Below are 14,174 nucleotides of genomic sequence, written 5' to 3'. Positions count from 1 at the left end.
TTCGTATTTGAATGTTATTTTTGCACAGATGTTTAATCAAAAACGTTCAAAATTAGTGAAAAATATACCATTGATGTATCTTAAAACCATTTTAACCTTTATTATTTGCTTTGCACTTAGCAATACATTTGATAATCAAGCCTTTGCACAAGAATATAAAATTAAAACAATTGTTATAGATGCTGGCCACGGGGGGAAAGACGGCGCCACTCATGGCGTGTATTCGAAAGAAAAAGATGTTGCACTGAAAACGGCATTAAATTTAGGAAAAGCACTTCAGGATAGTATAAAAGATATCAGAATTGTTTATACGAGAGAGACTGATATTTTTATTCCTCTATACGAGCGGATAAATATTGCAAACAATGCGAAAGCAGATCTTTTCATTTCCATCCACTTAAATGATATGCCTGTCAGGGTATCTCGTGTGGTGGATTATTATAAAAAGGTAAAAGGAAGAAGTGTTCCGGTTTATAGATCCATTGTGGCTAAAAGTACATCAACAAAAGGAACTGAAACATTTGTATCCGGCACCCGGCGACTTGGAGAACAGGATGACGTGATTAAACGCGAGAATGCTGCTATGTTTTTAGAAGACAACTACCAGAAAAATTATGAGGGTTTTATCGCCAATACCCCTGAAAATGATATTATGCTATCTTTAATGAAGCAAACCAACCGGGACAGGAGTTTAAAATTCGCATCGTTACTTCAGCAGGAATATGTAGCTGCCGGAAGAATTAACCGGGGCGTACAAGAGAAAAGTCTGGCCGTATTGGCAAGAGCAGCAATGCCAGCCGTTTTAACCGAAATCGGTTTTGTAAGTAATCCGGAGGAAGAAGACTACATGAATTCGCCGGAAGGCCAGAAAGAGATTGTGGATGGAATTATTAAAGCAATAAAAAATTATAAACGAATAGCAGAAACCTCATTTTAATTGCTCATGATAGCAGAAATATTATCCTAATACCCTAAAAATGAAGATTAAACTTCTAATCACATCAGTTTTTATCTTAACACTCTTCTCAGGTCAGGTTTTATTTGCTCAAGGATATAAAGTTAAAACCATCGTAATAGATCCCGGGCATGGAGGTAGAAAACCTGGTGCTTCGGGAAGTTTTTCGAAAGAAAAAGACATCGCACTTAAAGTTGCTTTAAAATTAGGTGCTAAACTCCAGGAAGAAATACCTGGCACAAAAGTAATTTACACCAGAACAAAAGATGTTGATGTTGACCTGTACCGCAGGGCAGAAATTGCGAATAATGCCAATGCCGATCTATTTATTTCTATCCATTGTAACTCTATGCCTCCCGGAAATAAACATATTAAGGGAGCAGAAACATTGGTTGCAGGGTCTCATCGCTTAAAAGAACAGGATGCAGCGATTAGGGAGAACGCAGATATAAAATTGGAAAAGAATTATAAAAGCAAGTATGATGGTTACGACCCAAATAAACCTGGCACCTTTATATTGATGTCTTTATTGAAAAACACCTTTCGGGATAAAAGTATTAAATTTGCCAAATTTGTTCAGAATAGCTATATCAGCAGGGATAAACGGGCGAGCAGAGGCGTTAAAGAACAGGGAGTTTTAGTATTACAACGATGCGGAATGCCAGCTATCTTAACAGAAGTTGGTTTCATATCTAATAAAGAAGAAGAAAAATATATCAATTCCAGTACCGGACAAAGCGAAATTGCCGAATCTATACTCGCCGCTATTAAAAGGTATAAGAAAGATGTGGAAGTAAATTAATTTGGCATTATAAATGTTGTTTTGCTCATAATTGAAAAATTATAACAAATACCAAACAAAATCGTTGGTGCAAACATTATGTAATTATAATACCTTTGCACAATAAAAATGATAGCGCTCTGCCAAATCTTGAATCACAAACAAATTTGCGGCCAATAAATAGAAACACATGAAAATTAAGAACGAAACCAAAGTAGGTATATTAGCTGCATTTGCCATTGCTTTATTAATTATTGGATATAACTTTTTAAAAGGCAATTCCATTTTCTCTAGTGAAACTACACTTTTTGCAAGATACACACGTGTTGACGGTTTAACCGTTTCTAAACCTATTTTAATTAATGGTTATCAGATTGGTCGTGTTGCGAAGCTGCAGTTAGAGCCGAGCGGTACAATTTTAGCTACGCTAAGCATCAACAGCAAATATGACATTCCGGAAAATAGTATCGCCAGATTAGAAGGTACAGACCTTTTAGGTAGTAAAGCGATTGTAATGTCATTAGGTAATTCAAAGAAGATTGCAGAAGATGGCTATACCTTAAATGCAAATGTGGAGAAAGGTTTAATGGAGCAGGTTCAGCCAGTGCAAAAGAAAGCAGAACTTATTATTGGTAAAATGGATTCTATTTTAAGTAGTGTTAATTCCATTCTGAATCCGAACTTCCAGAAAAACGTAGACAAAAGTTTCAACAGCATTGCCGGGACTCTTGCTTCGTTAGAAACAACATCAAAGAAAGTAGATGGTTTAGTAGGATCTGAAAGTGCGCGCATTGAAGCGATTTTTAAAAACGTTGAAGGCATCACTGCTAATTTAAATAACAACAATAAAAAAATCAGCGATATCTTAACCAACATTAACACGGTAACAGACAAATTTGCAGCTGCGAATTTCAAGGAGACGTTAGATAAAGCAAATAGTGCAATTGGTGATCTGCAAAGCGTTATCTCAGGCATTAAAGAAGGTAAAGGAAGTTTAGGCTTACTGCTTAACGACGATAAGATGTATAATAATCTTAATAGTGCATCTAAAAATCTTGATGAGTTGATGATCGATTTAAAAGCAAATCCTAAACGTTATGTACACTTCTCCGTTTTTGGTGGAGGGAACAAAAAAGATAAGTAATAGAAATTTCTATATATGCTGAAAGCCTTGCAGTTTTAAATTGTAAGGCTTTTTTTGTGACAAGAATTCTAGTGCGTAGTTTCTTTTACCACGGAAAAACAGATTTTATGGAAATATTAGCTCAGTTCTTTTGTTATCCTGAATGCAATGAAGAATCTTTGAACGATGAAATTAACCCTGCTTGATTAGCGCGATCAGTGGGGATAACTTAGCCATGGGAGCTCCCCAGATTTAAGAAGATAAACGCAGACTATATGTAAATAATTAATCTGCACCCAACGGTGTGCCCACTGTAGCTTTTCTCTATGTACTTGTGGTAAAAATGAAATAATCTAAAGCTGAAAAGTTCTACCCTCGACTGCTAATTCTGTATTTTCGAAAACAGACTGTGCTTCTTCTAAAAGCATTTGTAAGGTTTTATAACGCGAAGAAAAATGTCCGATCAACAGTTTAGTAATTCCATTGTCTCTGGCGATCTCACCTGCCTGTTTGGCCGTTGTATGGTGCGTTTCATTCGCCCGATCTAAAAGCTCGTGCATGAACGTTGCTTCATGATATAACGTATCACAACCTTTTATGGTCTCGAAATAACGCTCATCGTACATCGTATCAGAGCAATAAGCATATGATCTCGGCGCATCAGCAGGAGTGGTATAATCTCCACTTTTCAGGATGGTTCCATCGGGCTGCTCTACATCTATACCTTTTTTCAATGCCGCATAGTAAGCCATCGGAATTTCGTCAGTTTTCTCTTTAACTAATTTCCGCTGTCTCGGTTTCTGCTCAAATACAAATCCGGTAGTTGGGATTCGATGATTCAAAACAATAGTTTTAACATCCAGGTCCTGGTTCGAAAAAATATGTCGTGATTCATCAGCTTCAATTGGCGTAAATTCAATTGGGTATCTTAAAACCGTATCTGAATATTTAAACTGAATTTCGAGAATTTCTAAAAGAGGCTTCGGCCCAAAAATATGCATGGGCTTTATCCGGCCGTTTAGGTGGAGGCTTGAAAGTAATCCAATCAAACCAAAATAATGGTCGCCGTGTAAGTGACTGATAAAAATATGATCTATGCGGGCGGCCTTGAGATTATACTTGGTAAGCTGTTGCTGCGTTCCCTCACCACAATCAATCAGGTAATATTTTTCGTTACAATTCAAAAGCTGAGCAGATGGATTCCTATTAAAAACAGGCGTTGCTGAACTACTTCCAAGAATTGTAACTTCAAATTTCATAATGGTATGATATAAAAAACCTCGTAGATTTTAAAAACTACGAGGCTATAGTGCTGTAAAAAAATATTGATTATTTATCGCCTCTGAATTCCTTTTCCAACTCATCCATAAAGATAAAATCGGTAGCTTCTTCTAATGTATTAACAAACATTACAGATTGGAATATGTTTGACAATTCGATAATAGGTGCAATTTCATCATTAATCCCGGTTACGATAAATAACCCACCTGCCGATTTGCAAAGCCGATCCCCAACTAACAGACAACTCAAATCTTGAGCATCATTGCATTCCTTAATATGGCTTAGATCTACAATAATATTTTTAAACCCTTCTGCATTAAGCAAATACAATTCCGATTTAACCCCTGGTGCAATCTCATTCGTAAACCTGGGTTCTTTTAATTCCAGGGTTACGTATTTATCGTGTTTATCTACTGAAAATTTCATGCTTTTTAATCTTTATTTTACTAAAGTATAAATTTCTTTCGAATACTAAAGTGTTTCAAGGGCCTTTAAAACATTCGTTTCAATGCGGTTTGAAATTGCATCGGCATCCGCTTTCACAAAAGACTCCCCTACAATTTGCTCGTAAAGTTCTATATACCGTTCAGAGATTGAACTAACGATATCAGGTGTCATTTCCGGAATCACCTGACCGTCTTTCCCTTGAAAACCATTTTCGATTAACCACTTTCTTACAAACTCCTTCGACAGTTGCTTTTGTGGTTCATTAGTATTTTGACGTTCCTGATATCCTTCAGCATAGAAATAACGGGAAGAATCTGGTGTATGAATTTCATCAATTAAGTAAATTACGCCATCTGCCTTGCCGAATTCATATTTGGTATCCACTAAGATCAATCCGCTTTTCGCTGCAATTTCAGTTCCTCTATGGTATAAATCAAATGTATATTGTTCCAGTTTTTCGTAATCAGTTAAGGATACAATTCCTTTTGCTAAAATATCTTCTCTCGAAATATCTTCATCATGACCTACCGATGCTTTTGTTGTGGGGGTAATAATCGGCTGAGGTAATTTATCATTTTCTTTTAAACCTTCCGGTAATGAAACACCACACACGGTGCGTTTACCTGCACTGTACTCCCGCCATGCATGGCCTGCAAGATAACCGCGTATTACCATTTCCACTTTGAAAGGTTCGCAAATGCGGCCAATCGTAACCATCGGATCCGGGACATCTAATACCCAGTTAGGAACAATATCCTGCGTAGCAGATAAAAATTTTGCAGCAATCTGGTTTAACACCTGGCCTTTGAAAGGAATAGCTTCAGGCAATACAACATCAAATGCAGAAATACGATCTGATACCACCATCACCATAAATTTATCGGATATGGTGTATACGTCGCGTACTTTACCTTTATAATAATTGCTCTGATTGGGAAAATTGAAATGAGTTTCTTTTAGTGCTTTCATGAGGGCATAAAAATAGGAAAAAACTTGGGAAGTCGGAAGTCCGGAGTCCCTAGTCTAAAGTCGGTAGGCGGTTATTAAATGAAAAAGTCCAAAGTCTTCGTTGTTTTCTCTAAAAAACAACTCAAGACATTGGACTTTGGACTTCAGACTAAAGACTATTTTTTACTGAATATCACCGTAAGCCCTTAAGATATCTTTAACCAATTTATGGCGCACAACATCTTCTCCGCTTAGATAGATAATATCAATTCCTTTAATGTCTTCCAAAATTCTTAGGCCATTAAATAAGCCCGACATTTGTTTTTTAGGTAAATCAATTTGTGTAACATCACCCGTAACGATAAATTTTGCAGTTGGGCCCATACGTGTTAAAAACATCTTTAACTGCATATCCGTTGCATTCTGCGCCTCATCAAGGATCACAAAGCAATTATCTAGCGTTCGTCCACGCATAAATGCCAGCGGCGCAATCTCAATTGTTCGGTTTTCAATATAGAATTTCAGCTTTTCTGCCGGGATCATATCATCCAGTGCATCGTATAGCGGACGCAAATAAGGATCGATCTTTTCTTTTAAATCGCCAGGTAAAAATCCCAGGTTCTCCCCTGCCTCTACCGCAGGTCGTGTTAAAATAATCCTTTTAATTTCTTTGTTTTTCAATGCACGAACGGCTAAAGCAACCGCGGTATAAGTTTTACCGGTTCCTGCAGGTCCTATAGCAAAAAGAATATCATTTTTTGCTATACTGCTTACCATTCTGCGCTGATTTGCAGTTCTGGCTTTAACCAATAGTCCATTTGTACCGAAAACGATCACTTCTCCACCTCCTCCGGTAGGTTGTTCAACATCTTTTTTCACTACACCATTTGCTTTGGCACCTAATATAGATTCTACATCATTATTGGTAAGTGAACTGTATTTTTCGAGGTGTGTAACCAGCTGACTGAATTTATCTTCGAAAGCCTTAAGTTCCTGTTCATCACCGAGAACCTTAATCTCACTCCCTCTCGCAACCAGTTTCAACTTCGCGAAAGCACCTTTAATCATTTCGTAATTCTCATTGTTTGCTCCCCAGAAGTGAGCAGGATTTACGGTATCCAGAGTTAATTTTAATTCGTTCAAACTGTAGTATTTTAAAAAGTTATCGGGGTATATTAATTAAAATTTGAATATTTGCAGACGCTTAGGCCTCTACACAAGAATAAGCAATAATATTGAATTTTTAATGGGTATAATTACTTTAACAACAGATTTAGGTTCGAAAGATTTTTACCAGAGTGCCCTTAAAGGTAGTCTGCTAAGTCTTATGCCTAATGTTAATTTAGTTGATATTACCCATGAGGTTCCGTCATTTAACATTTCCTATGCGGCTTTCGTTCTAAAAAATGCCTACCCTTATTTTCCGAAGAACACCGTACACTTAATCGGCATTGATTCGGTATACAGCGAGAACACGAAATACATTGCAATCAAGCACCGTGATCATTATTTCGTTGGGGCAGACAACGGTATTTTTTCTTTGCTTTTTGATGATGTACCTGAAGATGTGGTAGAATTAAACATCATGCAGGATTTGAAATATCTTCATTTTCCACTTGTAGATATTTTTGTAAAAGCAGCTACACACTTGGCCAAAGGCGGCAGGTTAAAAGACATTGGTTTACCTGTAGCAGAAATTGAGCAGAAGATGCTTTTACATCCTGTTATCGAGCGTGATATCATTCGTGGAAGTGTAGTTTATATTGATACTTTTTGCAATGTAATTACCAATATCACAAAAGATCTGTTCACTAAAATTCAAAAAAATCGCGACTTCACTCTATACTTCAGGAAGAGTGAAACCATTACACAGTTAAGCTGGCATTATAATGAGGTTCAGGAAGGTGAGAAATTATGCTTGTTCGGCATTAGTAACCACCTGGAAATTGCAATTAACAAAGGTAAAGCCAGCGGATTACTCGGCCTGCATCTGGGCGATATCGTTAGGGTAGAATTTCATTCGTAAGTAAATTCATTGGTTCAGTAGTTCATTTGAAAAAAGCAAACTTAAAGGCTAAAGATTAAAGCTGAAAGGTCCACTTGCTTAATAGTCATTAGATTAGCCGGTTAAAGCAAAATTCAACATAATATTAGTCATTGCCTCGCAACGCTCAATAATGGAAGCATAAATAGGCGTCAGGTTAAATGAACCAATGGCTAATGAACTAACTAATTAACCATTCCAAACAACTTATACTCTTTTTACGTTTATAGAACATGAAAAAATACATCTATTTGTGCGCTGTTTTATTGATTCATCTTCAGGCGTTTGCGCAACAAGATACTTCCGCTTATGCTTCTCAACGGGTTAAAGTAAATACGCTACTTACAGAACGGAGTGAAAGGTTCGGACAATATGATGAGAGTTTGAATCAACGAACCGGGATATTTGGTTGGCAAACGAAGAAGGATATCAAAAATTCAAATGAAATCCTTCGCCAGGTAGTTTTGACGGATAACAACATTTTTAAAGAGTTGAAAATTTTGATGGAATATAAGGATTTGCAAAACCAGCAAAAGGTAGCGGTTGCAGATCATTCCCAGGATCGGATTGAAGGTTACATGCAAACCATTAAGAAACTTCAGGATCAAAATTCGGCACTTCAAAAAGAAGCTAAGCAAGATGGATATGGGATTTCAACATACATTATCATCGTTTTGATTCTGATCATAATAGCGATGTTCTTTTTCTTTAATAATAAACTTCAGCGTTATGAAAAAGGGAATATTTAAAATCCTGGCCAGAATAAATAAAATTATTTTGCCAAGCTTATATCAGAAAGACCCAAATAAGTTGACTACTTTCCAAAAAGCCATTTTGGGTTATCGTTACTGGGTATTAACGAACGCTTTAGATTAGAAAAAGCGTTACTAACATTTCAGGTTAGTAACGCCAAAATAAACTATTTCTTAAAATGCTCAATAATTAAAGTCGCAAGTTCTGTACCAATACGTTCTTGCGCTTCATTTGTAGAAGCCCCGATGTGTGGAGTCAAAGAGATTTTTGGGTGAGTCAAAATTTCTGCCAAAGGCGTAGGCTCATTATTAAACACATCTAAACCTGCAAAAGCAACTTTACCAGAATTTAACGCCTCAATTAAAGCGGGTTCATCAATTGTTCCGCCACGTGAGCAGTTTACAATGCCAACGCCGTTTTTCATCTTTGCAAACTCTTCAGCACCTAAAATAGGCTTATCGGCGAATGGGGTATGTAAGCTAAAGAAATCACTTCCAGCTATTACCTCATCTAATGAAACGGTTTTAATTGGAATACTCACTGATTTTCCACCTTGAAATGCTAAAGTGATTTCAGATTCTGATGGATATAAATCGTAAGCCAATACATTCATGCCTAAACCTAAAGCTACTTTTGCAGTTGCACGACCAATACGACCAAAGCCAATAATACCAATGGTTTTGCCGCTTAATTCGGTTCCTTTTGCATAAGCTTTTTTTAGGTTGTTGAATTGTGTAGCGCCATCAACGGGCATTTTTCGGTTAGCATCTTGTAAAAACCTGATTCCGCTAAACAGGTGAGAGAAAACCAATTCTGCAACAGACAAAGAAGAAGCCGCAGGTGTATTTACAACCGCAACACCCTGGCTACGTGCATATTCTACATCAATATTATCCATACCAACCCCGCCCCTGCCAATTAATTTAATATTTGGAACAGCATCGATTAACTCTTTTCTAACCTTTGTTGCACTACGTACAGTAATGGCATCATAGTTTTTCAAAGCCTCAGCCAATTGATCCTGAGGAATGGTTTCTGTATCCACCTGGAAACCTGCTTTTTCTAATAATTCTTTTCCGATAGGGTCTATTCCATCGTTTGCTAATATCTTAATCATGGTTATATATGATTACACAGATTTAAGCGATTTCACCGATAAATCTGTGGTAAAAATTTAAATTAATTCGCTTTTGCCTGTTTTTCTTCAAAGGTTTGCATGGCCTCAATGAGTGCATGTACGCTCGTAACTGGCAAAGCATTATACATAGAAGCACGGAAACCGCCAACACTTCTGTGTCCTTTAATTCCAATGATACCTTGCTCTTCAGCAAATTTTAAGAATGGTTTCTCTAACGCTGCATTTTCCATTACAAAACAAATATTCATTTTCGAACGGTCTTCTATCGCACATGTACCTTTGAATAATGGATTGCGATCAATTTCTCTATAAAGTGCTTCAGCTTTTTGCTTGTTTTCTTTTTCAATATCAGCAACGCCACCTTTTGATTTCAACCAGCGAAGATTTAGTAATGCAACATAAATAGAAAACACCGGAGGCGTATTGTACATAGAACCATTGTCAATATGAGATTGATAGTTCAACATTGATGGAATTTTACGGTCTACTTTACCTAAAATTTCATCCTTAATAATTACGATAGTTAAGCCTGCCGGACCTATATTTTTTTGCGCACCAGCATAAATCAGATCAAATTTTGAAACATCAATTACGCGGCTCATAATATCTGATGACATATCACAAACGATCGGAACACTCGTTTCAGGAACCGTAAAAAGCTCTGTTCCATAAATAGTATTGTTTGATGTATAATGGAAATAAGCACTATCAGCAGGAATTTCAAAATCTTTAGGAATGAAAGTGTAATTGGCATCTTTGGAAGAAGCAATAACATTTACATCACCTACAAGCTTAGCTTCTTTTAATGCTTTGGTTGCCCAAACACCAGAGTCTAAATAACTTGCAGTTTGCCCATCTCCCAATAAATTCATTGGAACCATTGCAAATTGTAAACTTGCACCGCCTTGTAAAAATAAAACGGAATAACCCGATGGCACGTTTAGTAACTCTTTTACCAACTTATCTGCTTCAGCAACAACTGCCTCAAACTCGGTTGTTCTGTGCGAAATTTCTAATATTGATAATCCATCGTTAAAATCTAAAACTGCCTGTGCAGCTTGTTTAAACACTTCTTGAGGTAAAATACAAGGGCCTGCGCCAAAATTATGCTTCATCTTATTATATAATGTTTTATGGCGTAAATGTAAAATTTTTAAGCCAGTTCCAACTACAAAATCGTATCATAAAAAATTAAATTTTGTTAAAAATCACATCTAATTCGGTGGTTTTGTTGCAGTTTTTGTAATTAAACTGATCAACGTGTAAAGGTTTATTTTCACTGTTGAAAAAGCTAAAGTTATAGCTTTTGATTATTACGCTTAGCGTTCGCTTCAGTGTTCTTCATCTAATATGGAATGTTAATCATTGGAGTTAATTTCCATAATGATTATAGATTCAGTTGAAAAAGGAAATCATACTCGCCTTATTGCAACTTGAATCATAGCTTAACCACCGATTCAGTCATTAAAGAACCCAATCATGGTTTATTTTTCAACTTCACAATTAACTTCAGATTAAATTGTCTGCCAGTTAAGTAATTAGGAATAGCATATTGTACATTATTAATGTCCTTTAGCCAGAGGTAAGAAACTGTATTATCAATATTCAGCAGGTTGAAAATTTCGAAAAATAATATCACTGAGCTAAAGTTTTTATCTAAAAATTTTGGTTTGTGTAAAGCGACATCATCCAAAAAATCTTTAGAAAAGCCAATATCAACCCGCTTATAAGATGGAATAAAATATTTATCTAAATATTTCGGTGTTTGTGGTGGGCCGATGGGTAAACGGGAACCATACAATGCATTTAAATGAACTTTATAAGTTGGATTGTTGAGTAACCTATCCTGAAAGAAAACAGAAAAATTCAGCCGTTGGTCAGTCGGACGTTTTAAATAACCAGGATAAATAGTTCTACCGTTTTGAACATAGCTATCACCAATAAGATCTTCATTGGCATGCATTACCGACATCCGAAAATAGGAAACCAGATCCTTTACAAACTCACCCCCTATACTAAAATCAGCTCCAATTGCATATCCTTTAGATACTTCGTCAGCAAGATAGCGAATTCTTAAGTTGTCAATTTTGTAGGGAATCAGCCTATCTGAATATTTAAAATAGGCTTCAGAAGTAAATTTTAATCGTGTACCAAACGCATCAAATGCATAATCGTAGCCAACAGAAGTGTTGTAAGAACTTTGCGCTTTTTGATCAACATTTAAATTTCCGGAAAAGTTTCGAACAGTCCTGTAAGACGGAGGTTGTTTGTACACACCTGCTGTAAATCGTAAGATTTTATTATTGGAGTTGGGACGGTAAGCAATCAACATCCTCGGACTAATCGTTAGCTGTTCACTCAAAGAATTATAAGTTGCCCGGGCACCTAACTGAAGCTCTGCAAAATTTGAAAGGGAGTAACTATCCTGGATGTAAGCACTATAATTTTCAATGTAGATATGGTTTTTAACATCTACAACGTTTTGAAGCACAATATCCTTACTTGTATTCGGCACGACAAATCGTGACGAATCGGTATAATTATATTCGTTTAGCTGATCAGAATAATTCGAGCGGTCATATTTCAAGCCCCAGGAAAATACATGATTATTAAAATTCTGATCTACCTTAACTTCTGAAGTAAAAATCTGCGTATTTAAACTATTATCTCCGTAATTATAATAGCTTCCTATACTTCGGTTTTGACTCACAGGTCCAGTGTTTCCTGAGGGCAAACTTTGACCGATCTCATCAAAAATATAACTTCCATTAATATCAAACCGCTCTCTTTCAATAGTATTAAAGTAACTGTTTATAAATTTTACTACGATATTAGGTTGAGGGAACCAGCTTGCCGTAACCCCTGTTCCTATCGTTCGGTAGTCGTCTATTTCCTGACCGGTATAATCCACATCCAAACGCAACGTAGAACTTATCGTACCAAACTGGGTTTCACGATTGGTTGGTACCAGTTTGAATTGCCCGAGATTAACATTCCCTAAAAAACTCACATTTAATTTAGGCGAGAAATTGTATTGATACATCACCTGTGCATCTCCAAAATTAGGGTTATAGCTACCCTGCTCATCTTGCTTGATTAAAACGTTCGTATTATTTTTATATCGAAGACTGGCTAAAAGAAAACCTTGATTTAAAACTCTTTTCGTGGTCAGAGAAGTATTTAAAAGACTGGTACTTAAAATGGTTTGATTGCTATCAGGTCTGTCATATTTAATGTCTAAAACTGACGATAATTTATCTCCATATTTGGCTTCAAACCCACCCGCAGAAAATTTTGCTTTGCTCACTAATTCCGAGTTAATGAAACTCAATCCTTCTTGTTGTCCGTTTCTAATCAAAACCGGTCTATTAATTTCAATATCGTTTATGTAGATCAGATTTTCATCAAAGTTTCCACCTCTAACGCTGTATTGGGCGCTCAGTTCGTTATTGGTTGAAACGCCTGGAAGCATTTTTAGCATGGTTTCAAAATTACCAGAAACCAGTGGCACTGATGCAATATCTGAAATATTGATAGTGGTGGTATTGCTGAGTTGATTTTGTTTGTTAGTGATGTTAACCTGCTCAAGCTCATTAACATTTGCTACCAGATTAACCTGGTGAACTATTCGTGCTCCGGATCTTTCATTGAATTTAAATGTCTGAGGCTGATAACCAAGTAAAGTGTATTTAATAGTGAAATTTTTGGAGGTTGAGTAAATAGTATAAATTCCAAATTCATCTGTCACTGTACGTTGTGCCTGACCTAACACCATAACCGTAACCTGGGAAAGTGGTATTTTTTCCTCGTTATAAACTATTCCTGAAACTTTTACCAGAGGCTGTGCAACAGCTAAACTGCAGCTAGCGATGATCAGGCAAAGGATTAGTCGGAACTGGAGCATTTAAATAGTGTCAAAATATATCAGGCATTGAGATTAGAATTAAGCGCTCAAACTGGTTGTTGTCGAAAGCTTCATTTTCGAGATGGTTTCCCCCGGATTTTCAGTCGCGAAAATAGCATTCCCCGCAACGAAAGCAGTCGCACCTGCAGATACTAAATTAGCGATATTCTGTAAACTTACCCCACCATCAACTTCAATGACTAAATCTTCGTTTTTACCTTCAATCAGGCGTTTTAAGTCTTGAATTTTCTTGTAGGTATTATGGATAAATTGTTGTCCTCCAAAACCAGGATTAACTGACATAATTAATACGAGATCCAGGTCTTCAATTATATCTTGCAGAAGGGTAACAGGCGTATGCGGATTTAATGCTACGCCAGCCTTGCATCCTGCTGCCTTTATTAATTGAATGGTTCGGTGTAAATGTGTACAAGCCTCATAATGAACGGTAATTCTATCTGCACCCGCATCAGCAAATTCCTGAATATATTTCTCTGGCTCAACGATCATCAAATGAACATCTAATGGTTTAGCTGCGTATTTTTTTACTGCTGCCATAACAGGGAAGCCGAAGGATATGTTCGGCACAAAAACCCCGTCCATTATGTCTACATGAAACCAATCAGCCTCACTTTCATTGATCATTTCAATATCGCGTTGCAGATTGCCAAAATCGGCAGAAAGTATAGATGGAGCAATGATGTATTTCATTTGTGTATTTATAACAGTTTTATATTATACTATTTCAGTTTAGGTCTTCAACTAAAGGCGTTCGTCACCCTGAATTTTAAGGGTCTTAA

The 14,174-nt window shown here is 36.6% G+C and carries 14 protein-coding genes; 6 read left to right on the top strand and 8 right to left on the bottom strand.

The annotated features are described in order from the left end of the window. The first annotated feature begins 73 nt into the window (after nt 1-73). From GJU39_RS07250 to GJU39_RS07240, 3 genes are all read left to right on the top strand, one after another. The gene (locus GJU39_RS07250) at nt 74-937 is read left to right on the top strand and encodes an N-acetylmuramoyl-L-alanine amidase family protein (RefSeq protein ID WP_154280190.1); all 864 of its coding nucleotides are present in this window, start codon (nt 74-76) and stop codon (nt 935-937) included. A 40-nt stretch (nt 938-977) separates the two neighbouring features. After that, nucleotides 978-1,757 (top strand): N-acetylmuramoyl-L-alanine amidase family protein, encoded by a 780-nt coding sequence (locus GJU39_RS07245; RefSeq protein ID WP_154280097.1) that lies wholly within the window; start codon nt 978-980, stop codon nt 1,755-1,757. Between the two features lie 169 nt (nt 1,758-1,926). Continuing rightward, nucleotides 1,927-2,880, top strand: a complete 954-nt coding sequence (locus tag GJU39_RS07240; RefSeq protein WP_154280095.1) for an MlaD family protein — start codon at nt 1,927-1,929, stop codon at nt 2,878-2,880. A 332-nt stretch (nt 2,881-3,212) separates the two neighbouring features. Here the strand turns inward: GJU39_RS07240 and GJU39_RS07235 are convergent, their stop codons facing one another. The 4 genes from GJU39_RS07235 to GJU39_RS07220 form a co-directional block, all read right to left on the bottom strand. After that, complete coding sequence (locus GJU39_RS07235; RefSeq protein ID WP_154280093.1) at nt 3,213-4,118, bottom strand: ribonuclease Z; 906 nt, start codon at nt 4,116-4,118, stop codon at nt 3,213-3,215. Between the two features lie 70 nt (nt 4,119-4,188). Beyond that, a complete protein-coding gene (locus tag GJU39_RS07230) occupies nt 4,189-4,566 on the bottom strand; it encodes an STAS domain-containing protein (protein ID WP_154280091.1) in 378 nt (125 codons plus the stop codon). 45 nt (nt 4,567-4,611) lie between these two features. Further along, entirely contained in the window at nt 4,612-5,556 is a 945-nt protein-coding gene (locus GJU39_RS07225; RefSeq protein WP_154280089.1) for a phosphoribosylaminoimidazolesuccinocarboxamide synthase, read from the bottom strand. A gap of 162 nt (nt 5,557-5,718) precedes the next feature. Beyond that, the gene (locus GJU39_RS07220) at nt 5,719-6,678 is read right to left on the bottom strand and encodes a PhoH family protein (RefSeq protein ID WP_154280087.1); all 960 of its coding nucleotides are present in this window, start codon (nt 6,676-6,678) and stop codon (nt 5,719-5,721) included. A 103-nt stretch (nt 6,679-6,781) separates the two neighbouring features. Between GJU39_RS07220 and GJU39_RS07215 the strand changes: the two genes are divergently transcribed. From GJU39_RS07215 to GJU39_RS23540, 3 genes are all read left to right on the top strand, one after another. After that, nucleotides 6,782-7,561 carry an SAM hydrolase/SAM-dependent halogenase family protein gene (locus GJU39_RS07215; RefSeq protein WP_154280085.1) on the top strand — a complete coding sequence of 260 codons (780 nt, stop codon included), beginning with the start codon at nt 6,782-6,784 and terminating at the stop codon, nt 7,559-7,561. 251 nt (nt 7,562-7,812) lie between these two features. Next, the gene (locus GJU39_RS07210) at nt 7,813-8,328 is read left to right on the top strand and encodes a hypothetical protein (protein ID WP_154280083.1); all 516 of its coding nucleotides are present in this window, start codon (nt 7,813-7,815) and stop codon (nt 8,326-8,328) included. Beyond that, entirely contained in the window at nt 8,309-8,455 is a 147-nt protein-coding gene (locus GJU39_RS23540; RefSeq protein ID WP_209437601.1) for a hypothetical protein, read from the top strand. The genes GJU39_RS07210 and GJU39_RS23540 overlap by 20 nt, the downstream gene beginning before the upstream one ends. 43 nt (nt 8,456-8,498) lie before the next feature. On the opposite strand, the gene GJU39_RS07205 is transcribed toward GJU39_RS23540, so the two are convergent. From GJU39_RS07205 to rpe, 4 genes are all read right to left on the bottom strand, one after another. Further along, nucleotides 8,499-9,449, bottom strand: a complete 951-nt coding sequence (locus GJU39_RS07205; RefSeq protein WP_154280082.1) for a D-2-hydroxyacid dehydrogenase — start codon at nt 9,447-9,449, stop codon at nt 8,499-8,501. A gap of 62 nt (nt 9,450-9,511) precedes the next feature. After that, complete coding sequence (gene serC / locus GJU39_RS07200; protein WP_154280081.1) at nt 9,512-10,585, bottom strand: 3-phosphoserine/phosphohydroxythreonine transaminase; 1,074 nt, start codon at nt 10,583-10,585, stop codon at nt 9,512-9,514. 362 nt (nt 10,586-10,947) lie between these two features. Then, nucleotides 10,948-13,374: a TonB-dependent receptor gene (locus GJU39_RS07195; RefSeq protein WP_154280080.1), complete on the bottom strand. Its 2,427-nt coding sequence runs from the start codon at nt 13,372-13,374 to the stop codon at nt 10,948-10,950. 39 nt (nt 13,375-13,413) lie between these two features. Further along, nucleotides 13,414-14,085, bottom strand: a complete 672-nt coding sequence (rpe, locus tag GJU39_RS07190) for a ribulose-phosphate 3-epimerase (protein WP_154280079.1) — start codon at nt 14,083-14,085, stop codon at nt 13,414-13,416. Nucleotides 14,086-14,174: the final 89 nt, after the last annotated feature.

Origin of the sequence: Pedobacter petrophilus (assembly GCF_009674725.1) — a bacterium.
In the GTDB taxonomy this organism is placed as follows: Bacteria; Bacteroidota; Bacteroidia; order Sphingobacteriales; family Sphingobacteriaceae; genus Pedobacter; species Pedobacter petrophilus.
The sequence above is the reverse complement of the archived record's forward strand: the minus strand, read 5'-3'. Positions and strand labels throughout refer to the sequence as shown.

Bases quoted from the DNA above. Each gene is read 5' to 3' on its own strand.
- GJU39_RS07250 (WP_154280190.1), top strand. From the start codon at position 74: ATGTATCTTAAAACCATTTTAACCTTTATTATTTGCTTTGCACTTAGC.
- GJU39_RS07245 (WP_154280097.1), top strand. From the start codon at position 978: ATGAAGATTAAACTTCTAATCACATCAGTTTTTATCTTAACACTCTTC.
- GJU39_RS07240 (WP_154280095.1), top strand. From the start codon at position 1,927: ATGAAAATTAAGAACGAAACCAAAGTAGGTATATTAGCTGCATTTGCC.
- GJU39_RS07235 (WP_154280093.1), bottom strand. From the start codon at position 4,118: ATGAAATTTGAAGTTACAATTCTTGGAAGTAGTTCAGCAACGCCTGTT.
- GJU39_RS07230 (WP_154280091.1), bottom strand. From the start codon at position 4,566: ATGAAATTTTCAGTAGATAAACACGATAAATACGTAACCCTGGAATTA.
- GJU39_RS07225 (WP_154280089.1), bottom strand. From the start codon at position 5,556: ATGAAAGCACTAAAAGAAACTCATTTCAATTTTCCCAATCAGAGCAAT.
- GJU39_RS07215 (WP_154280085.1), top strand. From the start codon at position 6,782: ATGGGTATAATTACTTTAACAACAGATTTAGGTTCGAAAGATTTTTAC.
- GJU39_RS07210 (WP_154280083.1), top strand. From the start codon at position 7,813: ATGAAAAAATACATCTATTTGTGCGCTGTTTTATTGATTCATCTTCAG.
- GJU39_RS23540 (WP_209437601.1), top strand. From the start codon at position 8,309: ATGAAAAAGGGAATATTTAAAATCCTGGCCAGAATAAATAAAATTATT.
- GJU39_RS07205 (WP_154280082.1), bottom strand. From the start codon at position 9,449: ATGATTAAGATATTAGCAAACGATGGAATAGACCCTATCGGAAAAGAA.
- serC (WP_154280081.1), bottom strand. From the start codon at position 10,585: ATGAAGCATAATTTTGGCGCAGGCCCTTGTATTTTACCTCAAGAAGTG.
- GJU39_RS07195 (WP_154280080.1), bottom strand. From the start codon at position 13,374: ATGCTCCAGTTCCGACTAATCCTTTGCCTGATCATCGCTAGCTGCAGT.
- rpe (WP_154280079.1), bottom strand. From the start codon at position 14,085: ATGAAATACATCATTGCTCCATCTATACTTTCTGCCGATTTTGGCAAT.